The sequence below is a fragment of the Arthrobacter sp. Y81 genome, assembly GCF_002929335.1.
GTDB lineage: Bacteria > Actinomycetota > Actinomycetes > Actinomycetales > Micrococcaceae > Arthrobacter.
In genome coordinates, this window is the sequence record NZ_PJIL01000004.1 from 140,539 (window position 1) to 166,138 (window position 25,600).

A 25,600-nucleotide genomic window follows, 5' to 3' on the forward strand; every position below is an offset into this window, starting at 1 on the left:
TCCCGCCGCGACGTCACCAAGGCCGGGCGGGCATTGACTAGACTCAAGGCATGCCCGAGGAGAAGTACGTCGCCGTAGTCCGGCAGCCCGCCGGTGCGTCTCATCACGGCGAGGCCGCCTTCTTCGACGTCGACAACACCCTTATGAAGGGCGCCAGCCTCTTCCACGTGGCCCGCAAAATGCACCAGCGCGGCGCGTTCACCCTGCCGCAGGCGGCCGGTATGGCGTGGAAACAGTTCAAGTTCGTCCTCCGCGGCGAGAACATGGACGATGTCCATGCGGTCCGCGATTCGGCACTGACGCTGGCAGCCGGCATCACAGTGGAGGACATCAAGGCACTCGGCGAAGAAGTCTTTGACGAAATGATCGAGTCCAGGATCTGGCCCGGCGCCAAGGCCCTGGCCCAGCAACACTTACGGGTGGGCCGCATGGTGTGGCTGGTGACGGCGACGCCCATCGAGGTGGCCACCGTGATTTCCACCCGGTTGGGCCTGACCGGAGCCCTGGGCACCGTGGGCGAGATCGAGAACGGCGCGTACACCGGCCGGCTGGTGGGCGACATCCTGCACGGGCAGGCCAAGGCCGTGGCTGTCCAGGGCATCGCGGACGCCGAGGACCTGGACCTCAACCGCTGCTGGGCCTACAGCGATTCACACAATGACATTCCGCTGCTGAGCATGGTGGGCCATCCGGTGGCCATCAACCCCGACTCCCGGCTTCGCCGCCATGCCCGCGACAACAACTGGCCTGTCTACGACTTCCGCTCAGGCCGCCGCGCCGCCACGCTGGGATTGAAGGCGGCCACGATTGGCGGGGCAATCTACGGCCTCTGGCGGGGCTTCACCCGCTTCCGCGGCCCCACGGTCTAACCGGCAGGGGGACGGCGTGCGTGCCGGCGTAATGGGTCGTCAACCGGCAGCAGCGCTTCGCGTAGGAGCGCATCGCGACGGAACGCGCGACAGAGGTCGCCCAGGACTGAACGCTAAGCGACGGCGAAGCGCTGTTGCCGGGGAACCTAACACAAAGAAAAATGCCCGCTGCCAAAGGCAACGGGCATCTCACGCTGTATGAAGTATCTCTACTTCTTGTTACGGCGCTGGTGGCGGGTCTTACGAAGCAACTTGCGGTGCTTCTTCTTGGCCATACGCTTGCGACGCTTCTTAATAACTGAACCCACGAAAGTTCCTTACAAACTAGATGGAGTACCTGTCTGATGGAAGAGGTCCGTGGACTAGGCAACAGACTAAACAACAAACAGATTCTTACAATAACGAAAAACGTTCCCTAACAGGGTACCGCTTATCCGGCGCACCCACTGACCGCCTGCCTAGAGGCACATACGGCGGCGGCCGCGAAGGAGCTAGGCGGTGTCCGATTGGGCTTCCACAACAGCACCCTTGACGTACTGTTCGACGGCGCTCTCCGGCACCCGGAAGGACCGGCCGAAGCGGACGGCCGGCATCTCTCCGGAATGGACAAGGCGATACACGGTCATTTTGGAAACGCGCATGAGCTCGGCCACTTCGGCCACAGTCAGGAACTGAGCGTTCGAGAAGTTCGACTCTGCGGACATTTCCCTTATTCCTTTTGTTAACAGCTGATAAAGGCAACCCCATTGAAACCCCATTGCGGTGTGCCGATGCTGAGCCATCAACCTACCCTGTGCTAGTTACTCTAGTGGCTGATGGTGCCATAGTGAAAGTCATTCCGCGTAACCAGTTTCCGGGCCCGCGCCCGGTCAAACCCGGAAAATTCAGCCCTGCAGAGCACCCCTGCGCTTGCGCGCGGACGCTGCAAGCTGGCCCAGCACCGACGCCGTGACCTCCCACTCCATGCAGGCATCAGTGACGCTCTGGCCGTAGACCAGCTCGTCAGTGCCGGCAGCGTGCTCGGCCACATCCAGGTTCTGCGCACCGCCCATCAGGAAGCTCTCCAGCATGACGCCGGCGATGGCCGAGGCGGCGGTTCCGCCATCCTCCAGCTGCGCTCCGATTTCGAATGCCACCTCGGCCTGGCGGTGGTGGCTCTTGCCGCTGTTGGCGTGGCTGGCGTCCACAATCAGCCTGGGGTTGAGCTGCTTGGCGGCCAGTTTCGCCGACGCCGCCTCGACGTCCGCTGCGGAGTAGTTCGGGCCCTTGCGCCCGCCGCGCAGGATCACGTGCGTGTCCGGGTTGCCGGCCGTGGCCACGAGCGCGGCCCTGCCGTCACCGTCGATTCCCAGGAACGCCTGGGACGCCGCCGCGGCGCTGCAGGCATCAACGGCAACCTGCAGGTCGCCGTCGGTCCCGTTCTTGAACCCGATCGGCATGGACAGCCCGGACGCGAGCTGGCGGTGGATCTGGCTTTCGGTGGTGCGTGCCCCGATGGCGCCCCAGGAGACGAGGTCCGCCATGTACTGCGGGCTGATGGGTTCCAGGAACTCCGTGGCCGTGGGAAGGCCCAGCGAGGTGACCTGCTTCAGGAACTGGCGGGCTGCCCGCAGTCCAGTGGCGATGTCGTGGCTGCCATCAAGGTGGGGATCGTTGATGAGGCCCTTCCAGCCCACGGTGGTGCGCGGCTTCTCGAAGTAGGTCCGCATGACGATCAGCAGGTCTTCCCTGTGCTTCTCCGCCTGGCTCACCAGCCGGCGGGCGTATTCCAGGCCGGCCTTGGGGTCATGGATGGAGCAGGGGCCCACGATCACCAGCAGGCGGTCGTCCACGCCGTCCATGATGGCGCGGACTTCGTCCCGGCCGCGTTCGACGACGTCAGCCACCCGGGCGTCCAGCGGCAGCTCCACGATCATGTCCTGCGGTGACGGCAGCGCCTGGAATTCGCTGACGCGCAGGTTGGAGGTGGATTTCTGCGCGGACGCAGTACCTTCCTGGGAAACAGTGTTCTCCAGTGAATTGGAAGGATGCGTTTCGGTGGCTGCTGCGGTGCTCATGTGTGCGGGTCCTGTTCCGGATGGTGCGGAGCGGGCCCAGATCAGAACCCGCCGGAGAAATGGCGAAGGGCAGAGAATGATCTCTGCCCTGTTGGCTCTGAAGGAAAGTTGGATGCGTGTCAGTTAGACGCGGGCCCCTCCAGAGCCAACGAAAAATACGCATACCAACGGTTAGTCATAGCCAAGACCATAACGGCCGAACGCACGGACCGCAAATTCGCCCGTCATTTCGCGACCTTGTGTTGCGGGGCCCAGGCGCGGGACCCTCCCCCAACTGACTCGCAGTTAACGCTCCGAAATCGCGATTTCGGAGCGTTAACTGCTAGCTAGTTGGGAGGGGGAAGCCTTAGCCGAGCAGCTTGCGCAGGTACTGCAGCTGGCGGTTCCACTGGTGTTCCTGGCCGCCCTCATGGTTGTTGAACCGGTACACCTCGATGTCCTTGGCCGGAACGCCTCCGGTTCCTGCTGCTGCCGTTCCGTAGGCGTTGTAGCTGGCAAAGACCGTGGAAGGCGGGCAGATATCGTCCATCTGCGCGGCCGAGAACAGCGCCGGCGCCGTTGCCGCCCGGCCCAGGTTGACGCCGTCGAAGTAGTTCAGCACGGCGAGGATGGGTTCGTAGCGCTCCCGGTGGCGGGCCAGGAAGGCGGCGATTTCGGGGTACGGCCCGCGCGGTGCGATGTCGATGGAACGGGGGAAGTCCTGCAGGAAAGGCACATCCGGCAGTGCGGCGATCACGCCGTCGAGCCTTCCGGCCGCGAGCCCGGCCACCGCAACGGTGATGCCGCCGCCCTGGCTGACGCCCGCCACCACAACCTGCGAGGCGTCGACGGCGGGGTGTGCCTGGGCGGCCTCCACCGCGCGGATGGCATCCACGTAGACCCGCCGGTAGTAGTAGTCCTCGCGGCTTCCGACACCGCGGGTCATCAGCCCCGCATGCGCCACGTCGCCAGCTGAGGGGTGCGGGTCGGCGGTGTGCCCCAGAATTCCGCCGTAACCCTGCCCGCGGGTGTCCATGATGAAGTGCGCGTAACCGGCCTGCGCCCACTTGGTGTCCTGGTTGGACAGCCCGCGCCCACCGGAATAGCCCACGTACTGCACGACGACGGGAAGCGGCCCGTCCGCCGGCCGGTTCGCCGGCAGGTGCAGCCAGCCTTTCACCGGGGAACCGCCGAAGCCGGCAAATGTGACATCGAAGGTGTCGATTACCGTCAGGTAGTTGTCCACCGGTTCGAAAACGGCGTCCAGCGGGTACTCCCGGGCCTCGCTGATGGTGCGGTCCCAGAAGGCATCAAGGTCCGCCGGGGCGGTGACGCCGGACGTGTAGTTTCGGAGCTGCTCAAGCGGTAGGTCGAAGAGGGGCATGGGGATTCCGGTTCTGTGAAGCGGCCAATAGGTAGGATGTTGTATCTTCTCAGGCGCGCACGGCAGGTTCAACCGTCACGACGCCACGTTGAGGACTGTGTACCAGCGCGACTGGAGATGACGTTGTTGGACGCGCTACCCCACCACTCAGACCAGCGCTGCCTGGTAGCTTTCCAAGGCCTGCGAGCCGCGCACGAGTGCCCGCAGTTCCGCGAGGCCGCCGGAGACCACGCCGGCGGCCCGGGCCTGGACCAGCACGTTGCCAAGCGCTGTGGCCTCGACCGGTCCGGCGATGACGCGCTTTTCGGTGGCGTCGGCGGTGAGCTGGCAGAGGAGCCGGTTCTGCGAGCCGCCGCCCACGATGTGCACCACGTCCACGGGCGCGTCCGCGAGGCGTTCGGCGTCGGCGATGGTCCGGGCGTAGCCTGCTGCCAGGCTGTCCAGGATGCACCTTGTGATGCCGGCCGGGTCGTCGGTGAGGACGGCTCCGGTGTTCCGGACGGCTGCCCGGATCCGTTCCGGCATGTTGTCCGGGGCGATGAAGTACGGATCGTCGGCGTTGATCTGGGGCCCGCCGAACGGCAGCGCGGCGGCGGCCGTGAGCAGTTCGTCCAGTGTTGCCGTGTATCCCCGCTGAGCCCAGGTGCGCTGGCATTCGCTGAGCAGCCAGAGCCCGCCGACGTTGCGGAGGTACCGGATGGTGCCGTCCACGCCGCGTTCGTTGGTGAAGTTCGCCTGCCGGCTGGCCTCCGTGAGCACGGGTTGCGGGAGCTCGACGCCGACGAGGGACCAGGTGCCTGACGAGATGTACGCGAAGTTCCCGTGTTCGGCGGGTACGGCGGCGACGGCGGAGGCGGTGTCGTGCGAGCCGACGGCCACCACCTTCGTTGCCCGGGCCAGTCCGGTGCGGGCGGCGATGCCGGGCAGCAGGGTGCCGACTGTTTCGCCGGGCTGGATCAGCGGCGGGAACAGCTTTTTGGGCAGGCCCAGCGCGGCGAGGAACTCGGTGGCCCACTCCCCCGCGACAGCGTCAAAGAGCCCGGTGGTGGAGGCGTTGGTGGCTTCGGTGCGGCGGACCCCGGTGAGCAGGAACGCGATCAGGTCCGGGATGAGCAGGGCCTGCAGCCCGGCCAGGTCCGGTTCGCTGGCCAGCTGGTAGATCGTGTTGAACTGCAGGAACTGCAGCCCGGTGGTGGCGTAGAGCCGGGCCGGGTCCAGTTTTTGGTGGACCTGGGCGACGGCGCCGCGGCTGCGGTCATCCCGGTAGCTGAACGGCTGCGCGGTGGGGTCCCCGGCAGCGTTCACCAGGCCGTAGTCCACCGCCCAGGTGTCGATCCCGATGCTGCTGATCGTTTCGCCGCGCTCCCCGGCGACGCGGGCCGCGGCAGCGAGGCCGGCGAGGACCTCGGCGAACAGGGCGTCGAAGTCCCAGCGGAGGCCGCCGTCGGACTCCACCACACCGTTGGGAAAGCGGTGCACCGTTTCCAGCGTCGCTTTGCCCTCAGAACCGGCGCCGCCTTCTGCGACGCGTCCCAGGATGACCCGTCCGGAGGAGGCACCAATATCGACAGCGGCGAACACACTGCCGGCGAACAGGCCGCCGTCGAACACCGTCCCGGCAGTGGCCGGGGCAGTGTCCACAGATGCACCGTCCGGCGCTGCGGGCACGGTGTTCACCGCAGGAAGGCGGCGGCGACGCCGGCGTCCACGGGGATATGGAGGCCGGTGGTGTGGGACAGTTCGGCGCTGGTGAGCACGGCGGCGGCGTTGGCCACGTGCTCGGGCAGGACCTCGCGCTTGAGCAGGGTGCGCTGGGCGTAGTACTTGCCCAGTTCCTGCTCGTCCACGCCGTAGACGGCGGCGCGCTTGGCGCCCCAGCCGCCGGCGAAGATGCCGGAGCCGCGGACCACGCCGTCGGGGTTGATGCCGTTGACGCGGATGCCGTACTCGCCCAGTTCAGCCGCGAGCAGCCGGACCTGGTGGGCCTGGTCAGCCTTGGTGGCGGAGTACGCGATGTTGTTCGGGCCGGCGAACACGGAGTTCTTGGACGAGATGTAGATGATGTCCCCGCCCATGTCCTGGTCAATCATGACCTTCGCCGCGGCCTTGGCCACCAGGAAGGAGCCCTTGGCCATGACGTTGTGCTGGAGGTCCCAGTCCTTTTCGGTGGTTTCCAGCAGCGGCTTGGAGATGGACAGCCCCGCGTTGTTGACCACCAGGTCCAGGCCGCCGAATGCCAGCACCGCTTCCTGGATGGCCTTGGCGATCTGCGCTTCGTCGGTCACGTCCGCCTGCACGCCGATGGCGACGTCCGGCCCGCCGAGCTCGGCAGCGACGGCCCGGGCGTTCGCCAGGTTCAGGTCCGCGATCACCACGCAGGCGCCTTCCGCGGCGAGGCGGGTGGCGATGGCCTTGCCGATGCCCGACGCCGCGCCGGTCACCAGCGCGATGCGGGTGGCGTGCGACTTGGGCTTGGGCAGGCGGGCCAGCTTGGCTTCCTCCAGCGACCAGTACTCGATCCGGAACTTCTCGGATTCCTCGATCGGGGCGTAGGTGGAGACCGCCTCGGCGCCGCGCATCACGTTGATGGCGTTCAGGTAGAACTCACCGGCGACACGGGCGGTCTGCTTGTTAGCGCCGAACGAGAACATGCCCACGCCCGGGACCAGCACAATGGCCGGGTCCGCGCCGCGCAGCGCCGGGGACTCCGGAGTAGCGTGCCGGTCGTAGTACCCCTGGTAGTCCTCGCGGTAGTCGGCGTGGAGTTCCTGCAGCCGGGCGATCGAGTCCTCGACGGACGCGTCCGCCGGCAGGTCCAGGATCAGCGGCTTGACCTTGGTGCGCAGGAAGTGGTCCGGGCAGGACGTGCCCAGCGCGCCGAGCCTGGGGTGCTCCGCGGCTTCCAGGAACTCCAGGACGACGGCGTCATCGCTGAAGTGCCCCAGCTGCGGTTTGTCCGTGGACGCCAGCCCGCGGATTACCGGTGCCAGCGCGGCGGCCTTGGCGCGGCGCTCGGCCTCCGGCAGCGCACCGTAACCGGGCAGCTTCGGCCCGAACGGCTCGGACCGGCCGTTTTCGGCGATGAACTTCTCGGCCTGGTCGATGATCCACAGCGAGTTGGCCTCGGCCTCTTCGGACGTGGCGCCCCAGGCGGTGATGCCGTGCCCGCCCAGGATGGTGCCGACGGCCTGCGGGTTGGCGTCCTTGATCGCGGCGATGTCCAGGCCCAGCTGGAACCCGGGACGGCGCCACGGAACCCAGACCACCTTGTCGCCGAAGATCTTGGCGGTCAGCGCCTCCCCGTCCACCGCGGTGGCAATAGCGATGCCCGAATCCGGGTGCAGGTGGTCCACGTGCGCGGCATCCACGAGACCGTGCATGGCGGTGTCGATCGAGGGGGCAGCGCCGCCCTTGCCGTGCAGGCAGTAATCAAAAGCGGCCACCATCTCGTCTTCACGGTCCACCCCGGGGTAGACGTTCTTCAGTGCGTTCAGCCGGTCAAGGCGGAGCACGGCAAGGTTTCCCGGCTTCAGCGTGCCGAGGTCCCCGCCGGAACCCTTCACCCAGAGCAGCTGGACGTCCTCGCCCGTGACCGGGTCCTTCTCCGTGCCCTTGGCCGAGGTGTTGCCGCCGGCGAAGTTGGTGTTCCGCTTGTCCGCCCCCAGGCGGTTGGAACGTGCAATCAGGTCTTCAACAGTCTTGTTGGCTGTGTTCTGCATGTTCATGCCTTATGCGCCCCATCCGGCTTGCTGGCCGCCCACGCGGTCCTCATTGATCTGTTTCTGGTAGCCGCTGGCCTTGAACGCGGCCATCGGGTCCGCGGGCAGGCCGCGGGATTCGCGCCATGCGGCCAGGGCCGGGCGGACGTCCGTGTAGAAGGCGTCATTGAAGACCGCGTTCGCGGCCAGCACGTCGCCGGACCGCTGGGCCTCGCCCAGCGCCGCGGTGTCCACCATGAGGGCACGCGCGGTCATCTCCTGGACGTTGAGCACCGAACGGATCTGGCCCGGGATCTTCTCCTCCAGGTTGTGGCACTGGTCCAGCATGAGCGCCACACCGGAACCCGTGCCGAACCCGCCGCCGCGGATCACCTCGTACATGATCCGGAACAGCTGGAACGGATCAGCCGCTCCCACGATCAGGTCATCATCGGCATAGAAGCGCGAGTTGAAGTCGAAGGAACCCAGCTTGCCCAGACGCAGCAGCTGCATCACGATGAACTCAATGTTGGTGCCCGGGGCATGATGGCCGGTGTCCAGGCACACAAACGCCTTCTCACCCAGCGCCAGGGTCTGCGCATAGGACGTGCCCCAGTCCGGAACATCGGTGTGGTAAAAAGCCGGCTCGAAGAACTTGTACTCCAGCACCAGGCGCTGCTCATCACCCAACCGGGCGTAAATCTCCTGCAGCGACTCCGCCAGACGGTCCTGCCGGCCGCGGAGATCATCCTGGCCCGGATAGTTGGTGCCGTCCGCCAGCCAGATCTTCAGGTCCTGCGAACCCGTGGCGTGCATGATCTCGATGCACTCGAAATGGTGCTCCACCGCCCGGCGCCGCACAGACTCGTTCGAGGACGTCAGCGAACCGAACTTGTACTCATCATCCTGGAACGTGTTCGAGTTGATCGTGCCCAGGCCCACACCCAGACCCGCCGCGAACTCCTTCAGCGCGGCGTAGTCATCCACCTTGTCCCACGGAATATGCAGCGCCACCGTCGGAGCCAGGCCGGTCAGCTCGTGCACCTTCGCGGCGTCCGCCAGCTTCTCCTGCACCGTCCGCGGGGTGCCCGGCGTGCCGAATACCTTGAAACGGGTGCCCGAATTTCCATAAGCCCAGGAGGGTACTTCAATGGCAAGCTCCCCGAGCCTGCCCAGCGCCGTTGCTACGTCATTCATGATGGTTCTTCCGGTCTCTCGTAGTGCGTTTGTCAGTTGTGCGCCGACTCCCGTGTCGGCGGCATGCGTTGTGTCCCGCGGCCCGTGACGCCTTGCCGTCCGCGGCGCCTTGCCGTCCGCGGCGTTGGCTAGTCCGGGGCGTTGGCCGCGGCCAGCTGGTCCTCCAGGTTGAAGATCTCCTCGAGCGCCACAAATCCTGTATCTGGGGGCTGCTCCGTGTCTTCGAAGAGCGTGGCCATCTCCGCCTGCCAGCGGGCGTTGACCTCGGTCAGTGCCATCCGTGCCCGCACTGCATCGAAGTCGTCGCACTCCACGTAACCCACCAGCAGCCCGTCCCCGCCCAGGAAGAGCGAATAGTTGTGCCAGCCCGCGTCCTTGAGCGCACGGAGCATCTCCGGCCAGACGGCGGCGTGCCGGCGCCTGTACTCATCGATCAGTCCCGGTTGGACTGAGGAGCGAAAACACACCCTCATCTGCGACTCTCCTGAATTTCCGATTCTTTGAATCGTTTCATTGTTACGATTCAAAGTACTCTTGAAGTCAAGTAGGTGTCAAGCATTTGTCAGCGGATGAAAACCATTTATCTGCTGGCCGGGCCGTTTCGTCGCCCCCGAACGCCGCTCTGGCGAGGACAATTGGTCAGGGGTCTGGTCCAGGCGGTTGCCCGCCGTCCCGCATGAGAGAGCTTGGAGAAAGATGTCACGGTCAGCCAGCATCAAGGATGTTGCGAACCATGCCCGCGTGGCAGTGGGAACAGTTTCCAACGTCCTGAACTATCCGGACCGGGTTTCGCAGCGCACCAAGGACCGGGTGCTGCTGGCCATCGACGAGCTCGGTTTTGTCCGCAACGATGCGGCCCGCCAGCTCCGGGCCGGGCACAGCCGCACCATCGGCCTGATCGTCCTGGACGTGGGCAACCCCTTCTTCACCTCCGTGGTCCGCGCCGCCGAGGACGCCGCCGCCCTGCAAGGCAGCGCCGTCCTGCTCGGGGACAGCGGGCACGATGCCAGCCGCGAATCGAACTACATCGACCTCTTCCAGGAGCAGCGGGTCCAGGGCCTGCTCATCTCGCCGGTGGGCGATGTCACCGAGCGCCTGGACCAGCTGCGTGAACGCGGGGTGCCCACCGTCCTGGTGGACCGGTTGGCCGACGAGGCGAAGTACAGTTCCGTCTCCGTTGACGACGACGCCGGTGGTTACCTTGCGGCGCGGCACCTGCTGGACATCGGCCGCCGTCGGCTGGCCTTCGTGGGAGGCCCGACGTCGATACGCCAGGTGGCGGACCGCCTCCAGGGGGCGCAGCGCGCCGTCGCCGAGGTTCCGGATGCCTCCCTGGAAGTACTGGATTCCGCCGGACAGACGGTCCTGGCCGGCCGCGGCGTGGGCGACCAGCTGGTCCGCCGCAGCGCCGACGACCTTCCGGACGGCGTGTTCTGCGCCAACGACCTGCTGGCCCTGGGCGTTATGCAGTCCCTGGCCATGCTGCACACGCTGCGGATCCCCGAAGACATTGCACTGATCGGCTACGACGACATCGACTTTGCCGTGTCCGCCGTGGTGCCGCTTTCCTCCATCCGGCAGCCCACGGAAGCGCTCGGGCGGACCGCCATCGAGCTGCTGGCCGAGGAGCTGGACGCCATGGGACCCACGTCCGTGCGGCCCCATCATCGCGCGGTGATCTTCACTCCCGAGCTGGTGGTACGGCAGAGCACGGCGGGGGCTTCCGCCGGCTAAAGCTACCGGAGGCCGCGGAAGAACGCACGCACATCGCCGACCAGGAGATCGGGAACCTCCATGGCCGGGAAATGGCCGCCGCGCTCGAACTCCGACCAGTGGACGACGTTGTTGTCGCGCTCAGCGATGGCACGGACCCCGAAGTCGCCGGGGAACACCGCCACCCCGGAAGGCACTTCGGACCGTTTCGCCTTCTGCCCCCAGCTGGCGCGCCCCTCCCAGTAGAGCCGCGCCGACGAAGTGGCAGTACCCGTGAGCCAGTACACGCTGACATTTGGTAAGCATCGGGTCGCGGTCGACGGCATCCTCCGGAAGCTCGAAGGCAGGATCTGTCCACTCCTTGAACTTCTCGACGATCCAGGCGAGCTGCCCGGCAGGCGAGTCGGCGAGCCCGAACCCCAGCGTCTGCGGCCGCGTCGACTGAATGATCGCGTACCCCGCGCCATCCTCCATCTGCCGTTGCATGCCCGCGAGGCGCCCCTGTTCGGCCTCGCTCAGACCGGCCAGCTCCGCCGGGTCCCCTGTGGCAAATCCGAGGCTGCCATTGACGTGGACCCCCACGACGTGTTCGGAATCGATGCCGCCCAGCATGGGTGAGACCACAGAGCCGGTGTCACCGCCCTGGGCGCCGTAGCGCTCGTAGCCGAGCCGGCTCATCAGCTCCGCCCAGGCACGGGCGACCCGCGCCAGGTCCCATCCTGCCTCTCGTGTCGGCCCGGAGAATCCGAATCCGGGGATGGATGGTGCGATGACGTGGAATGCGTCGGCCGGGTCGGAGCCCGCCATGGACCATCAGCGGAAAAACCGCTATGTTATCGATATTCGTTACTATCGATCATCGATAACATTTGGGGGAACAATGAAATGGACCAAGAACCGCCAGCGGCCCGGAGAAAAGAAGGTCGTGTCCAGGGCTGATGCCGTGGCGATCATGATCACCGCGGGTGCGGCAGCCGCGGTCACGACATTCCTGACCGTCTCCGGAATCATCGAAACACTTACCGGGCCGGTGACGTTGACCCTCCCGCTGCACTCTTCGCATCAGAGCCCGACGGGACTCGGCCTGGATTCGGTGGCACGGTTTACGTCCATGGAAGCAAGCATCCCTGCCCTGCCGGCGGGCGAAGCCGTTCTCTTGGCCTGGGCCGGCGCCCTGAACCAGGTCAGTTTCCTGGCTGTGATGGCGTTGCTGTTCCTGCTCGCTTTCCGGCTCCGCGGAGAGAACCTGTTCACGCCGTCGTCGGCTTGGATTGTGGGGACCTGCGGAGCGGTCCTTGCCCTGGCCGGAACCGTTGCACAGGCTCTCGGTGCGGCGGCCCGAAACCGCATCGCCGAGCTGATCGGCGCGAACCAGCGGACCCCCGGCGAAAGCATTGGGTTCGTGGCGGAGTTCAACTTTCTACCCCTGCTGGCCGGCGTTGTCCTGGTACTCGTCGCCGGGGTCTTCCAGTTTGGCCGCCGGTTGCAGAGGGACACCGAGGGACTTATCTGATGCCAGCCGAGGACTACTCCGCCATTCACTGCCGGCTCGACGAACTGCTGGCAGAACGCGGCATGAGCCTGACGGAGCTGAGCCGCCAGGTCGGCGTGAGCCTGGTGAACCTGTCCGTGTTGAAAAACAACCGTGCCAGGGCGATTCGCTTCTCCACGCTGACGGCACTGTGTGAAGTCCTGGAATGCCAGGTCGGCGACCTCTTCCGTCATGAACCCGCACAGGACTAGCGCGGCACGGGCTGCCCGTCCCACCATGCCAGCACGCGCGTGCCGTAGAAGGTGAGCCATTTGGACGGCTCTCCGGGCGCCACATCGACGTCGAACCACACCCGCCCGGGGTGGCGAAGCTCCTGCAGCCAGGTGCCGTCCGGACGGCGCGCGGCGCGTATCGCTTCGATCGCGTCGGCAAGCCGCGGATCCGGCGCCGCACCGTCGTGCAGGGCAGCTGCCCGGAAGTAGTCTGCCGCGTTGAGCGCACTGTAGAACCAGCGGAACGGGTACGCGAAGCGGGTGGCCCACGGCCCCACGGGCTCGCCTTCGGACAAGGTGCGGAGCAAATGGCGCTGAAGCAGGTACTCCTCGGCGGCCCGCCGAACCGCCCGCTGCGCGCGGCTGCCGCCGGTGGCGTCCTCGTAGTACAACAGGCCCTTGAGGGAATTGAGGGTGGAATGGAACGACGAGCGCGTGGAGCCCTCCACCCACTCGCAGTTCCAGCCGCCGTCGGCCATGCGGTGCTTGAGGAACCACCGGGCAATTCCGGAGACGTCCGCTCCAAGCCACGCGCCGTTGGCGAGGGTGTATGCATTGATGCAGCAGTCGACTTCGCCGCCCCAATACGGCAGGCTGCCGTACTCCCAGCGGCTGTTCCGGGCGAGCAGTTCGGCGGTGCCGGCGAGGGCGGCAGCATCGAGGCCCCAGTCACGGAGGGTGTTGAGCGTCCACGTCGTCGCGGTCCAGGGCTGTCCGGCGTCCTCGGCTGCCTCGGGGCCGCGGAAGTCGAAGTCTTTCGGGAAGAACGCCCCGCCCGCCCACTGGCCGTCGGGATCCTGCAGCGCGAGCAGCTGCGCCCCGAACCCTTCTGTCGCGATGCGTGCCCGGGTCGCAACCCACACGTCCGGCGGGGCGCCCGCGAGGTCGCGCTCGACCTGCCAGCGCAAGGCCGGGTCGGCGTCAAGCAACCAGTCGAGCAGGGCGGGGTCGAAGGCCATGGTCCGAATACTACGGCTACTACGGCCCGGTCTACGGGTGCGGAGGCTAAGCGCGAACGGACAGATAATGACCTGTTTTTTCACTTTTTGGGGTCATTATCTGCCCGTTCGCGCTCAGTGAGGGCCTACAACGACTGCACCACCAGGTTCCGGTAGGCAGCCCGCAGCGGGGCCATCTGCCGGAAGCCGAGATAGCCGCCGCCCAGCACGTTGCCGCTCCCATCCCGCCAAGCCAGCACGGGCAGGCCGTTGATGGAGAAGGCAACATCCGGCCCGTCCTTGACGAGTTCCATGCGATAGAAATCCAGGGCGTCCTCCGCGGGCGGCAGCGGGTCCGCTGCCTGCGCCACCAGCTCGAAGCCTGCGCTCTTGCGCAGGTTGCAGGTCCGGAAGGCCCGCTCCTCCGCGTACTTGTGCCGGAAATAGGAGACGTGCAGGGCATCGATGTCGCCCGAGTGGTACTGCGGGTAGAAGCCGGTTCGCGGCGCCAGGCCGCCCGAGAACAGGTCCCGTCCGCCGTGGCCCGCTGCCGCAAAGAACACCATGGCCAGCCCCGGCTCCGCGAGCGGCAGGAACTCCCAGCTCACCCTGACGCGGTCCGGGAATTCCACCGGGCACCAGAACGTCCAGTGGGCGTGGTCGCCGAACTCTTCCTCGTCCCTTGCCCCGGACAGCAGCAGCGCCCCCGGCCGCGGGTCAGCGGCGGGTGGCGTCCCGCCGTCGTCGTGCGTTTCCCGACGCCGGCCCAGTGCGACCGGGCCCTCGGCAATCCAGTCCGCCACGTCCTCCGGCCCGGTGAGCGGGTTGCTGTACAGCACGCCGCCGGAGTTTACCCCAGGCGTTCCCATCAGGCGGACGCCGCCGTGGAGTGCTGACGGATTCCCCCGGGGACCGCGAGGCCCAGCGATGTCAGCTGCGATGAGACGTGCTCCGCCACCAGCCGGGCACCGTCCACGTGGAAGTGCGTGTTGTCCGCCAGCCCGTCCTGCCAGTGGGCGTGCTCCCCCGGACCAAAATGGCAGAACAGGGATTTTGATCCTTCCACGCCGAGCCGGGTGTACAGGCCGCGCGTCCAGCTGTTGAGGTCGATCAGCGGGACGTGAAGCTCCGCCGCGAGCTCCCGGACCACCTCGGGGTAATCCTCCAGGCTCTGTTCCAGCCTTGCACCAGCCGCGGCAGCTGCCCCGGCCAGGAAGTGGCGCCGCTCCACCGACGTGCACAGAACGGCGCGGGCACCTGTGGCCCCGACCTCGGCGGCCATGGTCCGCAGGTTCGCCGCGTAGCCGGTCCTGGCCGCAAGGTGCCGGCGCTTTTGGTCGTTGTGGCCGAACTGGATCAGCACCAGGTCGCCCTCGCCGGCCAGTTCCAGCAGCGCGTCCCACAGCCCTTCGGCCCGGAAGGACTCGGTGCTGGCCCCGCCCTTGGCGAAATTGTGGACGGAACCCCACGTGTGCACGTGCGGGGCAAGCTGCGCGCCCCAGCCGCTCATCGGGTACTCGTGGGTGGGGCACGTGGCGACCGTCGAGTCGCCGGCCAGGAGGATCTTCATCTTCGGCCTTTCGGTCAGGTGACGGTTTGGGATGAGGGGTTTGCGGCGCGGCTGGAGGGCGCGGCTGGAGCGGCGCGGCTGGAGCGGCGCGGCTGGAGCGGCGCGGCTGGAGCGGCGCGGCTCAGCCCTTGACGGATCCGATCAGCATTCCCTTGGCGAAGTGCTTTTGCAGGAACGGGTAGAAGATCAGGATGGGCAGGGTGGCCACCACAATCACGGCGAACTTGATGCCCTGTTCCGGCGGGATGTAGTTCGGGTCCACGTTGCCGGTGCCGAGCAGGTCGGACGAAGCGGTGACCTGGCGCAGGTACATCTGCAGGGTCCATTTGGAGTTGTCGGAGAGGTAGAGCAGCGGTGACATGAAGTCATTCCAGATGCCCACGGCGTAGAACAGCGCGAACGTTGCGAGCACCGGTTTGGACAGCGGGAGCAGGATCCGCCAGAGGATCCCGACTTCGGTGGCGCCGTCCATTTTGGCGGACTCCTCCAGCTCCGCGGGGAGTTCCTGGAAGAAGTTTTTGATGATGATCAGGCTGAACGGGTTGATCGCGGCCGGCAGGATCAGCGCCCAGTAGGAGTTGAGGAGGCCGAGGTCCTTGATCAGCAGGAACGTGGGGATCATGCCGCCGGAGAACACCATGGCGAAGACCACCAGGGACAGGATGAGCTGGCGGCCCCGGAGGTTCCGTTTGGCCAGCGGGTAGGCCATGGTGACGGTCAGGATCAGCTGCACCACGGTACCCACCACGGTGACGAGCACCGTGGTGACCAGGGCACGGATGAACGCGGGGGTGGAGAAGATGTATTCGTAGGCGCCCAGGCTGAACTGTTCGGGCCAGACGAAGAAGGCCCGGCGGGTGATTTCGGCTTCGGTGGCGAAGGAGCCGGCGAACACGTACACGAACGGCAGCAGCGTCAGGACGCCGATCCCGGTCAGGAAGACGTAGTTGGCGGCATCGAAGATCCGGCCGCCGGTGGTGTTGTGGATCTTCATTAGAACAGTCCGCTCTGGTTGAACCGCTTGGCCAGGGCGTTGGTGCCGAAGATCAGCACGATGCCCACCAATGACTTGAACAGACCCACGGCGGTGGAATAGGAGTAGGCGCCCTGGGTGATGCCCACGAAGTACACGTAGGTGTCAAAGACCTCTGCCACTGACCGGTTGAGGGCGTTGGTCATCAGGTAGATCTGTTCGAAGCCGGTGTTCAGCATCTGCCCGATCGCCAGGATGAGCATCACGATGATGGTGGAGCGGATCCCGGGCAGGGTGATGTGCCAGACCCGGCGGAACCGGCCGGCGCCGTCGATGATGGCGGCCTCGTACTGGTCCTGGTCCACAGTGGCCAGGGCGGCGAGGAAGATGATGGTCCCCCAGCCGGTGTTCTTCCAGATCTCCTGCAGCACAATGAGCGGCCGGAACCAGGCCGGATCCGACAGGAAATCGATGTCCGTGCCCAGCACGTTGTTGATGAACAGGAACAAAGGCCCGAAATCCAGGGCGAACAGCAGGAAGCTCAACGACGCCACAATGGTCCAGGACAGGAAGTGCGGGATATACACGAGCGTCTGGACCGTGCGTTTGAGGATCGACAGCCGGACCTCGTTCAGCAGCAACGCCAGGACGATGGTCAGCGGGAACACGATCCCCAGGCTCAGGAATGCCAGGATCAGCGTATTGCCCAGCAGCCGGCCGAAATCCGGGTTGGCGAAGAAATCCTCGAAATGCTGGAAGCCAACCCACGGGCTGCCGTTCACGCCCAGGAAAGGAACGTAGTCCTTAAACGCGATGGACACCCCGTACATGGGGGCGTAGCGGAACACCGCGAAGTAGACAACGCCCGGCAATAGCAACAGATAGAGCCACTTGTAATGCGCGAAATGGACGGCGAAGCGGCGTCGCCGCCCCGGGGCAGGCGCGGGTGGCGGCGCCTGCTCCGGGGCTTTGACGTCAACTGCGGACGCTGTCACTTGCTGTCCTGCCAGAGCTTGTTGATCTCTTCCTGGACCTTGTCCCCGCCGCTGGACTTCCACAGCTTGATGGCGTCCTTCAGGCCCTGCTCATCGATCTGGCCAGCCAGGTATTTGATCCTGGCGTCGGCCACGATGTTGTCCAGCTGCGCACCCTTGGCAACGTAGGTCGGTGATACGAAGGCCGCAGCCGGGTTGTAGACGGCACTCTTCAGGTCCTCCGCCATGACCTCAACGCGCTTGTCGAAGACTTTCTGTTCGTAGTCGGAGGCCTGCTTGACGGGGTAGAAGTTGTTGCCGGTGACGTTGGTGCCCAGCTGCGCGTAGCTCTTGATGTCCGTGGCCACAGCTTTGCCCTCGGCCGTCTCGGGCTTGATGGTGGCGGCCTTTCCGTCCTCGACAGTGAAGTTCACGCCCTCGATTCCGTTGTTCAGCAGGGCGGCCACTTCCTTGCCGTTCATGGTGTTCAGGAACTCAAGGACGTTCTTCAGCTCAGCCTCGGTCCGGACGCTGGTCTTGGGAATGGCCAGGAAGCCGGAGTAGCCGTCCGTCGGGTGTGCGTGGAGTTCGCCGTCGGGCCCCTTGAGGTTACCGACGAAGCCCACCTTGTTTTCGAAGTCATTGGGGTTGGCCTGCTTGAACAGGTTGATGAGGACACTCACGCGGGAGTCGACGTCGACGATGATGCCGCCCTTGCCGTTGAAGAACGGCTCGTTCCACTTGGTGCCGTCGAAGGTGGCGAAGTCAGGGTTGATGAGCTTCTCGTCCACCATCTTCTTGACGAAGCGGTTGGCTTCGAGGAACTCCTCGGTTTCGAAGCTCGGGATCAGCTTCCCGTCTTTTTCGGTCCAGCGGTTGCCGGCGCCGTACCACTCTTCGATGATGTCGTAGGGGCTGTTGGAGCCCAGGGCGCCCCACTTGGGGATGGTGATGCCCCAGGTGTCGTCCTGGCCGTTGCCGTCCGGGTCCTGTTCAGTAAAGGCCTTGGCTACGTTGTACAGGTCCTCGGTGGTCTCGGGTGCCTTCAGCCCAAGCTTGTCCAGCCAGTCCTGCCGGAACATCACGGCCGCACGGATGGGGTTGCGGGCGCGGAAGACGCCATAGACCTTGCCGTTGATGCTGGCGTTCTGCTCAACCTCCGGGAAGGTGGTCTTCAGGTTCGGGTACTCGTCCAGTTTGTCGGTGAGGTCCCAGAAGGCGCCGGCCTCGGCGTTCTTGACGAACCCGGGCGACTTGCTCTGGACCACCATGACCTGGGGAATTTCGGCGGACGCCAGCGTGATGTTCATTTTGTCCTCGTAGGACGCGTTCGGCGTCCACGTGATGTTGATGTCCTTGCCGGTGAGCTCCTCGAGCTTCTGCTGCACGGCGCCGTCGGCCGACGGCGGCTGCGCCTCGAGGAATGGCGCCATGAGGCTGATCTTCGAGGTGTCCGCAGCCGGGGCTTCACCGCCGCTGCAGGCCGTGAGGGTCAGTGCGGTGGCGGTCACGACGGCGGCCGCCAGGCTGAGTTTTCTGCGGATCATGGTGTTTTCCTTTTCCACTTCTTCGGGGTTGGCTGGGTCAGTTTGTTGATGGTTTGGTGTGTGCGGTTTTGGTTCGCGGCCTCGGATCTCCGCATCTTTGATACGTTTCATTCAATGGCCGCGCAAAGGCACTTTCTGCCCATTGCGGAGACCTTCGGGCAGCAGCGCGCGACCGGATAAGCCGCACGTCCGCAGGGCGGGCCGCCACCCCGCAGCTCAGGCAATCGGAGCACCCACCGTTGCGGCCGCTGCCCGGGATCCCGCCATCTCGCGTCCGGCGCCGACGCCGGAGCCTGCCGTCACGGAGTCGTCATTGGCGGTGAAGAAGCGGTCGCACAGCCAGCCGGTGACGTACAGCCATGCGCCGATGCTGAAGAACGGGATAAGTCCCGGCAAGGCCTGGCTGGCGAACAGGGCAGCCGCGGTCACAAAAAGCAGGATCGCGGTGCCCGCGAGGTGGCGGAGGGCAAACCGCGAGGACATCAAAAGGTACTGCGGGAGCGGCAGCTCATACCGGGCAAACATGGGGAAGATATGGCAAACCACGGCCACCAGGACGATGGCAGCGACGAACACGCCGGCAGCCATCAACTGGGACAGGAGGTCGCCGGAGCCGGAGAAGTAGTTCCAGTTCAGGGAGAGGGCTGCGCCGGCGAGCATAACCGGCAGCGCCAGGGCGTTTCCGCGGCCAAAGTTGCGCCCAAATTCCTTCGTGAACGCACGAAACAGCGGGGCAGCCTCGCCCCGGACCCTACGGCGCACCAGGATCTGCGCGGCCGCGGTCGCAGGGCCAACGCCAAATACCCCCAGGCCGGCCAGTGAGAACACGATCCAAAACAGGTTCAGGCATGCAATCCACAGCAGGGTGTCGAAGAATGAATATGCCTTCGCGCTAAAACTTCCAGTCAGCACGTCTAGCCTCCGATCTCTCCATCGTTGCAGGAACGGGGGCCTCAGTGGTCCACGTCACGTAAGTAAGCGGTTTCTCGAAAATCTAGACGCTTTTGGAGTGGCGGTCAAGGTGCAATTTGAATCGTTACATAATCCGTCCGGCCGGGTTATGCTGTTGTCATCAGCATTTTGGAAAGCGCTTACCATAGGTTATGCCTGGCCGGCCCGGCCTAGGCTGATGTCAGCCGTCCAGGGCCCCGGCCCGGCGATTTCCTGAACAGACACCGACGTCAACACCCCGTCCCGGGGACAGAAGAGGAGAGCCATGGGCACCCTGTCCGAGCCCGTCCCGGAAGAACGCAAACTCCCCACTACGTCAGCGGCCAGGGTGGCACTCGTCGGGGTCCACGGCTTCGGGACGCACCACCTCCGCAACCTTGAACGGCTGCAGGCAAGCGGCGCCGTCACCCTCGTGGCTGTTGCGGATCCAAATCCTCCTGCGCCGGGCGCTCTTCCTTCCGAGACTGCGGTCTTTAGCAACCTTGACGAACTCCTGGCGGCAACCCCGGCGCTGGACCTCGTCATCGTGGCCACGCCCATCCAGACGCACGCACCCCTGGCGCTGACCGCCCTCCCTCACGCCGACCTATATCTGGAGAAGCCTCCCGTCGCTTCACTGGCCGACTTTAACCGGCTGCAGGAGGCCGCCGCCGAAGCCGGACGCAGTGTCCAGATCGGCTTCCAAAGCCTCGGCTCCCACGCGCTGCAGGCCATTGAGGACCTGCTCGCGGCGGGCGAGATCGGCACGCTCCTGGGGATCTCCGCCACCGGGCGCTGGGTGCGGGACCGTGCCTACTACAAGCGTTCGCGCTGGGCGGGCAAGCGCAGCCTGAACGGCGTCGACGTCGTGGACGGTGTGGCCACCAATCCGCTGGCGCATGCCATCGCCACGGCCTTGAGGATCGCCGGCGCGCGGACCCTGGATGATCTCGAATCCGTGGAAACGGACCTCTACCGGGCCAACGACAATGAATCGGACGACACCTCCGTGATCCGGGTGCGAACCACATCGGGGCTGCCCATCACCTGCGCGCTCACGCTGTGCGCCACCGAATCCGTGGAACCGTACATCACGCTGCAAGGCAGCGAAGGAACCGCGGTGTTCCACTACACCGAAGACCGCCTCAGCATCAGAGGCATCGACGGCGAGCGCAGCCAGGTCTTCGGCCGGGACGACCTCACCGAGAACCTGCTGGAACACCTGCGCCAGCACCACTCGCCGGACAGCCCACCCCACGCTGCGCCGCTCATCAGCCCGCTCGCCGACAGCGGCGCGTTCATGGGCGTGCTTGAAGCCATCCGCACCGCCGACGCTCCGGCACTGATCCCTGCGCAGTACATCAACTGGACGGGCGACGGCGATTCCGCCCACGCCGTGATCGCCGGCATCGAGGACGCGCTGGAACGCGCGACGGCGGCACACGCCACCTTCAGCGAGCTTGGCCTGCCGTGGGCACGGTCCGCGGCCGACAACCCGGAGAATCCTTCGCTCACCGTTCAGGACCTCGCCGTTCAGGCTGGCGGCCAGCACGACGGCGGTCCTGCGGCCGGCGAGCTAAGCGGTGCCACCACGGTGGCCACCCTGCAGGACGGCACCGCCATCGCGGCAAGGCTCTCACCCCGGCCATACCTGCACCCGGTGCGCACGCTCGGTGGTGTCACGGTCACGGACCACCTCCCGTCGGACCACCCCTGGCACCTCGGTGCGGGCGTGGCCCTGCAGGACGTCAACGGCATCAATTTCTGGGGCGGTAAGACCTACACCCGCACAGCCGGACGGTACGAAGAACTCCCGGACCACGGCAGGATCGTGCAGCTCTCCGCCGCTTCAGTGCCGGGGTCGCGTGACGGTAATTCCGTGCAGCAGGAACTGAGCTGGCAGGCTCCGGATGGCAGCGAACTCCTCCGCGAGCGCCGCAGCATCCGGCCGATTCAGGTGGACGCACGAACTTGGCGGCTGGACCTGGCGACGGAACTGACCGCCGTCGTCGACGCCTCACTGGGAGGCCCCGGCTCCAACGGTGCCGCTGGCAGCGGCTACGGCGGATTCTTCTGGCGGCTGCCCGCGTGCTCCGCGGCTGAAGTCTTTACAGCCGCGGAGCACGGGGAAACTGACGTCCACGGCTCTGTCTCGCCCTGGCTGGCGTGGACCGCGGAGTTCCGGGAGGGCCCGGCGAGCCTGGTGTTCGCCGGGCCTGCGGAGGCGCCGGATCCGTGGTTCGTCCGGCTGTCCGGCTACCCCGGGGTGGGCTCGGCCCTCGCCTGGAACAGGCCCGTGAAGCTCGCCGCCGGGGAAGCCGTCTCGCGCTCCTTCACAGTGTGGATCGCGGACGGCACGCTGACTCCGGAGGACGCTGCCGGCCTGGCCGCCGGTTTGTCTGCCGGCTAGCGGATGGAGCAACGTGAAGTTCCGGATCCACCCGAGGACCTGGCACTTCCGGCCGGCTAGCTCAACCCGCTCTTGAGTTCCTCGATGGCCTTCTTCGCGGCCTCCTCCGGACTGAGGCGGCCGAAGTGCACGTCGCTGGAGAAACGGGTGAGGATTTCCCCGGCCGGGCTTGCACCTGCCGGGGGCACTGCCGGCGAGTCGCCCACTTCGTCCGCAATGTCGTCAATGAAGGATGCTGTGGCTGCGTCCACTGCGCTGAGCTTGGGCGTGATGGCGGCGCGGACCTCAGAGTTGCCGGGAATGCCGCGGTCCGCCAGCGCGATCTCTCCCGCTTCGACGCTGTTGGCCAGGAAGTCGATGAACTGCTGGGCTTCCTTGGGGTGCTTGGTCCGGGAGCTTGCCGACCAGAACTGGGATGCCTTGTAGTACTGCTGGGCCGACTTTGCGTTCCCGTCGGTGCTCGGCGGGCGCTTGATTTCCAGCGGCTGTCCGGAGGCCTTGGTCAGGGCACCCAGTTGGTTGGACCACATCCATCCCAGGGCAAACTTGTTAGTTGCCATGCCCGTCTGGTCCAGCGGCGCGCTGGCCTCTTCGGTGAGGATGGAAGCCGGCGGGACGGACTTCGCGTCACGGAGGTCGGCCTGGAACTCGAAGAAGCCCTTGGCGTCCGCTTCGTCGAATCCGAGCTTTCCGTCCGAGGTAAACAGTGACTTGCCGTGCTGGCGCAGCCACAGGTTGAAGGAGGCGTCACCGGTCACGGGCCCGGAACCGTAGGTGCCCGCCTTTCCCTTGGCTGTGATGTCCGCGGCCGTCTGCTCGTAGTCCTTCCAGGTCCAGGACTGGTCGTCCGGCAGGGTCACGCCGCTGGCGGAGATCAGCGAGGGGTTGGCCAGCACCACCAGCGCATTCATCCCTGCCGTCACCGCAAACTGCCCGTCCGGAGTCTTGCCGGCGTCAGCCGCGGCCTTGTCGAACTTGGACAGGTCCACGTCCTTCAGGTCCAGCAGCGCACCGCGCTTGGAGTACTCCCCCAGGTACTGGAGGTCCATCTGGATGACGTCCGGGGCCTGTTGCGAAGCCACCTGGGTAGCGAGTTTGTCCCAGTAGCCCGACCAGTCCCCGTATTCGCCTTCAATCTTGATATTGGGGTTCTTGGCCTCAAATGCGTCGATCAGCTCCTGCGTCATCTTGTGCCTGACGTCCGAACCCCACCAGGTGACGCGTAATGTGACCGGTCCGCCGGCATCTGGCTGGGCACCACCACCGCAGCCCGAAAGGGTCAGGGCGAGGGCGGCTGCCACGGCTGCGATCTTGGGAGTTCGGGATTTCAGGGCGCGCAAAATCATTCGATGTCCTCTTGACGGCTTGGTTTAATTGAAGCGAGAAAACGCTTTCTCACCCACACTAGGTGTGTGTCACATCACAGTCAAGGGCGACTTGGGTCCGGCCCGGGACTGCCTGGACACGGGACTGCCGGCGCCCGGCGTTTGGCCATTCGCCATCTATGGCCGCTATGCCCGGCGTTTGGCGGCCCTTTTCGTCAGATCGCGGGGTCGGTGCCGACTCTCGGCACTGCTCCCTCAGGAAGCCTCGGTCCGCCGTCGGGCGTTCAGCCAAAGCAGCAGGCCGATGACCGCAGCGGACAGCATGCCCAGCGCCCCCGTCACCACCAGGCCGGTGCGGACGCCAAACTCCTCCGTGAGCCAGCCGGCCAGCAGCCCGCCCAGCGCGTGCCCGCCCAGCAGGAGCGGCAGGTAGAGCGCCAGCACACGGCCGCGGACTCCCGCGCCGGCCTCCAATTGGACAGTGGTGGCAGCGCTGGTCAGGAAGAGCAGCGTCATCACGCCCACCAGCACCAGCATGGCCACGAACAGCTCCTGCGTGGGCATCAGCGCAGCGATCAGCTGGGTCAGCCCGAACAGCCCGGCGCTCGCCACGATCCCCTTTCGGCCCAGGGTCCGCAGCCGCGCCGCCAGCAGGGCTCCGGCCAGCGCGCCCAGGGCGCTGAAGGTGTTGAACATGCCGAACCCGGCGGCGCCGCTGTGCCACACGTCCTCGGCGAAGGCGGCGAGCACCACGGGCCCGTTCATGCCGAAGGCGCCCAGGAGCCCGGCGAGCAGCATGACCAGGGCCAGGGAGGGCCGATGGCGGACGTAGCGGAAGCCGGCGAGGACCTGCCCGCGGCCACGAAGGGGCGGCGCACTGGGGTAAAGCTGCGACGTCCGGATGGCGGCGATCAGGCCCAGCACAGCCAGGCACACCAGGGCGTTCGCAGCGAAGGCGGCGGCGGAACCGATCCTGGCGATCAGCAGGCCACCGAGCGCGGGACCCAGCATCGCGCCAAGCTGGCCGATGGCGCTGTTCAGTCCGATCGCGGGACGCAGGGCGGCGTCGCCCACCACCTCGTTGACGAATACCTGGCGCGCCGGACCGTCCACCGCCGACGTGATGCCCAGGGCAACGCAGCAGGCGTAGACCGCCCAGACGGTGATCCCGCCGCCGGCATCCAGGACCGCAAGGGCCAAGGCGAGCAGGGCAGTGATCGCCTGGCATACGAGGAGGATCCGGCGCTTCGGGTAAAGGTCCACGAGGATGCCGCTCAGCGGGCCCACCACCAGCATGGGCAGGAACTGGAGGGCCACGGCCACACCCACTGCCGCGGGGCTTCCCGTCAGCTGCAGGACCAGCCAGTCCTGGGCGAGCCGCTGCATCCAGATTCCGGTGCTCCCGGCGAGCTGGATGGCGACGAAGAGTCGGTAGTTGCGCTGGGCCAGCGGGTGGTACCAGCGCGGCGGACGGTCAGTGGCGGCTCGGAGGGACTCTGCGGACTGGGGGCGCTCGGAAGACACGTCTGGCTCAGTTCGATAGTGAAATGGACCTACTGGGGGACCTGCAAAAAGGAGGACCTGCCGGGGCAGTTTGGCGCGGGTGGAACTAGGCGCGGGTGGAACGCATTTTGACCGAAGCGGAGGCCAGGATCAGGGTGCCGGGAACCACCACGAAGAGCGCGGCCAGCATCCAGACGAACACCACGGCGGCAAAGAGCGCGGCGGCCAGCAGCAGGGAACCTGTCCAGTCGCGAAGCGACAGCGCCTTGCCGGCGGCAAGGGCGGCGGGCCAGGCACCGGTTGCCTTGGTGCCGGTTGCCTTGGTTGATTGGTCGGCGCCAACGGCGGGGCCGGCGAAGTCGGACCATGCCGCCGCGGTGCGCAGCAGCAGGATCGCTCCGGCAGCCGCCAGGATCAGGGTGGCGGGCAGGACCACCGCCTGGCCGGGCAACTGCCCCACCATGGTGAGCAGGAGGTTCAGGACAATCACGACGGCGGCTGCCGCCGTCGTGATGCCCAGCTTCCAGCTGCCCGGCAGCGCTGAGCGGAACGTGCCCCAGAGGGCACGGATGGAATCGTCCCGGCCGGAGAGGTGGCGCTCGAGGTGGGTGATGCCCGCGGCATAGGCGGCGGGGATGGTGACCAGCGGAAGGGACAGCACCAGCACCAGTAGTCCGGCCAGCAGGGTCTCGGAAAACAGTGCAAAGCGGTTGACCGGGATCCGGTCGTCGCGGCCTGACGCGGGCGTGGTGCTGTCCATGAAGCTCAT

Annotated in this window: 25 protein-coding genes; 5 read left to right on the forward strand and 20 right to left on the reverse strand. The window is 66.2% G+C overall.

Features of this window, described 5'->3' with window-relative positions:
* The first annotated feature begins 50 nt into the window (after nucleotides 1-50).
* Nucleotides 51-869 carry an HAD family phosphatase gene (locus CXQ91_RS07655; RefSeq protein ID WP_104173322.1) on the forward strand — a complete coding sequence of 273 codons (819 nt, stop codon included), beginning with the start codon at nucleotides 51-53 and terminating at the stop codon, nucleotides 867-869.
* A 209-nt stretch (nucleotides 870-1,078) separates the two neighbouring features.
* Here CXQ91_RS07655 and CXQ91_RS07660 read toward each other — a convergent pair whose 3' ends face one another.
* The 8 genes from CXQ91_RS07660 to CXQ91_RS07695 all read right to left on the reverse strand — a co-directional run bounded on the left by CXQ91_RS07660 (nucleotide 1,079) and on the right by CXQ91_RS07695 (nucleotide 9,657).
* Complete coding sequence (locus CXQ91_RS07660) at nucleotides 1,079-1,177, reverse strand: 30S ribosomal protein bS22 (RefSeq protein ID WP_003792170.1); 99 nt, start codon at nucleotides 1,175-1,177, stop codon at nucleotides 1,079-1,081.
* A gap of 183 nt (nucleotides 1,178-1,360) precedes the next feature.
* A complete protein-coding gene (locus CXQ91_RS07665) occupies nucleotides 1,361-1,573 on the reverse strand; it encodes a helix-turn-helix domain-containing protein (RefSeq protein ID WP_104173323.1) in 213 nt (70 codons plus the stop codon).
* 180 nt (nucleotides 1,574-1,753) lie between these two features.
* Nucleotides 1,754-2,926: a 3-deoxy-7-phosphoheptulonate synthase gene (locus CXQ91_RS07670; protein ID WP_104173324.1), complete on the reverse strand. Its 1,173-nt coding sequence runs from the start codon at nucleotides 2,924-2,926 to the stop codon at nucleotides 1,754-1,756.
* A gap of 346 nt (nucleotides 2,927-3,272) precedes the next feature.
* Nucleotides 3,273-4,289, reverse strand: coding sequence for an acetylxylan esterase (locus CXQ91_RS07675; protein ID WP_104173325.1), 1,017 nt, complete (start codon nucleotides 4,287-4,289; stop codon nucleotides 3,273-3,275).
* 147 nt (nucleotides 4,290-4,436) lie between these two features.
* The gene (locus CXQ91_RS07680; RefSeq protein WP_258073871.1) at nucleotides 4,437-5,930 is read right to left on the reverse strand and encodes a rhamnulokinase family protein; all 1,494 of its coding nucleotides are present in this window, start codon (nucleotides 5,928-5,930) and stop codon (nucleotides 4,437-4,439) included.
* 32 nt (nucleotides 5,931-5,962) lie between these two features.
* Nucleotides 5,963-8,014, reverse strand: a complete 2,052-nt coding sequence (locus tag CXQ91_RS07685) for a bifunctional aldolase/short-chain dehydrogenase (RefSeq protein WP_104173326.1) — start codon at nucleotides 8,012-8,014, stop codon at nucleotides 5,963-5,965.
* A gap of 3 nt (nucleotides 8,015-8,017) precedes the next feature.
* Nucleotides 8,018-9,184 carry an L-rhamnose isomerase gene (rhaI, locus tag CXQ91_RS07690; RefSeq protein WP_104173327.1) on the reverse strand — a complete coding sequence of 389 codons (1,167 nt, stop codon included), beginning with the start codon at nucleotides 9,182-9,184 and terminating at the stop codon, nucleotides 8,018-8,020.
* A 128-nt stretch (nucleotides 9,185-9,312) separates the two neighbouring features.
* Nucleotides 9,313-9,657 carry an L-rhamnose mutarotase gene (locus CXQ91_RS07695; RefSeq protein WP_104173328.1) on the reverse strand — a complete coding sequence of 115 codons (345 nt, stop codon included), beginning with the start codon at nucleotides 9,655-9,657 and terminating at the stop codon, nucleotides 9,313-9,315.
* 223 nt (nucleotides 9,658-9,880) lie between these two features.
* On the opposite strand from CXQ91_RS07695, the gene CXQ91_RS07700 reads away from it, so the two are divergent.
* The gene (locus CXQ91_RS07700; RefSeq protein WP_104173329.1) at nucleotides 9,881-10,918 is read left to right on the forward strand and encodes a LacI family DNA-binding transcriptional regulator; all 1,038 of its coding nucleotides are present in this window, start codon (nucleotides 9,881-9,883) and stop codon (nucleotides 10,916-10,918) included.
* A 2-nt stretch (nucleotides 10,919-10,920) separates the two neighbouring features.
* On the opposite strand, the gene CXQ91_RS25005 is transcribed toward CXQ91_RS07700, so the two are convergent.
* Nucleotides 10,921-11,082, reverse strand: coding sequence for a hypothetical protein (locus CXQ91_RS25005; RefSeq protein WP_219816501.1), 162 nt, complete (start codon nucleotides 11,080-11,082; stop codon nucleotides 10,921-10,923).
* Complete coding sequence (locus tag CXQ91_RS07705; protein ID WP_219816502.1) at nucleotides 11,039-11,704, reverse strand: alpha/beta fold hydrolase; 666 nt, start codon at nucleotides 11,702-11,704, stop codon at nucleotides 11,039-11,041. Before CXQ91_RS07705 ends, CXQ91_RS25005 begins: the two co-directional genes overlap by 44 nt.
* Before the next feature lie 73 nt (nucleotides 11,705-11,777).
* Between CXQ91_RS07705 and CXQ91_RS07710 the strand changes: the two genes are divergently transcribed.
* Nucleotides 11,778-12,410 (forward strand): hypothetical protein, encoded by a 633-nt coding sequence (locus tag CXQ91_RS07710; protein ID WP_104173330.1) that lies wholly within the window; start codon nucleotides 11,778-11,780, stop codon nucleotides 12,408-12,410.
* Nucleotides 12,410-12,640 carry a helix-turn-helix transcriptional regulator gene (locus CXQ91_RS07715; RefSeq protein WP_104173331.1) on the forward strand — a complete coding sequence of 77 codons (231 nt, stop codon included), beginning with the start codon at nucleotides 12,410-12,412 and terminating at the stop codon, nucleotides 12,638-12,640. Before CXQ91_RS07710 ends, CXQ91_RS07715 begins: the two co-directional genes overlap by 1 nt.
* Here the strand turns inward: CXQ91_RS07715 and CXQ91_RS07720 are convergent.
* The 7 genes from CXQ91_RS07720 to CXQ91_RS07750 form a co-directional block, all read right to left on the reverse strand.
* The gene (locus CXQ91_RS07720) at nucleotides 12,637-13,620 is read right to left on the reverse strand and encodes a squalene cyclase (RefSeq protein WP_104173332.1); all 984 of its coding nucleotides are present in this window, start codon (nucleotides 13,618-13,620) and stop codon (nucleotides 12,637-12,639) included. The genes CXQ91_RS07715 and CXQ91_RS07720 overlap by 4 nt on opposite strands.
* 125 nt (nucleotides 13,621-13,745) lie before the next feature.
* Entirely contained in the window at nucleotides 13,746-14,438 is a 693-nt protein-coding gene (locus CXQ91_RS07725; protein ID WP_258073872.1) for a YesU family protein, read from the reverse strand.
* Between the two features lie 29 nt (nucleotides 14,439-14,467).
* Nucleotides 14,468-15,169 (reverse strand): rhamnogalacturonan acetylesterase, encoded by a 702-nt coding sequence (locus CXQ91_RS07730; protein ID WP_104173334.1) that lies wholly within the window; start codon nucleotides 15,167-15,169, stop codon nucleotides 14,468-14,470.
* A gap of 121 nt (nucleotides 15,170-15,290) precedes the next feature.
* Nucleotides 15,291-16,163 carry a carbohydrate ABC transporter permease gene (locus CXQ91_RS07735; protein WP_104173335.1) on the reverse strand — a complete coding sequence of 291 codons (873 nt, stop codon included), beginning with the start codon at nucleotides 16,161-16,163 and terminating at the stop codon, nucleotides 15,291-15,293.
* Entirely contained in the window at nucleotides 16,163-17,137 is a 975-nt protein-coding gene (locus CXQ91_RS07740) for a sugar ABC transporter permease (protein ID WP_104173336.1), read from the reverse strand. The genes CXQ91_RS07735 and CXQ91_RS07740 overlap by 1 nt, the downstream gene beginning before the upstream one ends.
* Nucleotides 17,134-18,663, reverse strand: a complete 1,530-nt coding sequence (locus CXQ91_RS07745) for an extracellular solute-binding protein (protein ID WP_104173337.1) — start codon at nucleotides 18,661-18,663, stop codon at nucleotides 17,134-17,136. The genes CXQ91_RS07740 and CXQ91_RS07745 overlap by 4 nt, the downstream gene beginning before the upstream one ends.
* A 216-nt stretch (nucleotides 18,664-18,879) precedes the next feature.
* Nucleotides 18,880-19,575 (reverse strand): YesL family protein, encoded by a 696-nt coding sequence (locus CXQ91_RS07750; protein WP_258073874.1) that lies wholly within the window; start codon nucleotides 19,573-19,575, stop codon nucleotides 18,880-18,882.
* Between the two features lie 304 nt (nucleotides 19,576-19,879).
* Between CXQ91_RS07750 and CXQ91_RS07755 the strand changes: the two genes are divergently transcribed.
* Nucleotides 19,880-22,003, forward strand: coding sequence for a DUF6807 family protein (locus CXQ91_RS07755; RefSeq protein WP_104173338.1), 2,124 nt, complete (start codon nucleotides 19,880-19,882; stop codon nucleotides 22,001-22,003).
* A gap of 56 nt (nucleotides 22,004-22,059) precedes the next feature.
* Here CXQ91_RS07755 and CXQ91_RS07760 read toward each other — a convergent pair whose 3' ends face one another.
* From CXQ91_RS07760 to CXQ91_RS07770, 3 genes are all read right to left on the reverse strand, one after another.
* The gene (locus CXQ91_RS07760; protein WP_104173339.1) at nucleotides 22,060-23,349 is read right to left on the reverse strand and encodes an ABC transporter substrate-binding protein; all 1,290 of its coding nucleotides are present in this window, start codon (nucleotides 23,347-23,349) and stop codon (nucleotides 22,060-22,062) included.
* A 234-nt stretch (nucleotides 23,350-23,583) separates the two neighbouring features.
* A complete protein-coding gene (locus CXQ91_RS07765; protein WP_104173340.1) occupies nucleotides 23,584-24,852 on the reverse strand; it encodes an MFS transporter in 1,269 nt (422 codons plus the stop codon).
* An 85-nt stretch (nucleotides 24,853-24,937) separates the two neighbouring features.
* Nucleotides 24,938-25,600 (reverse strand): Poxvirus protein I5, encoded by a 663-nt coding sequence (locus tag CXQ91_RS07770; protein WP_104173341.1) that lies wholly within the window; start codon nucleotides 25,598-25,600, stop codon nucleotides 24,938-24,940.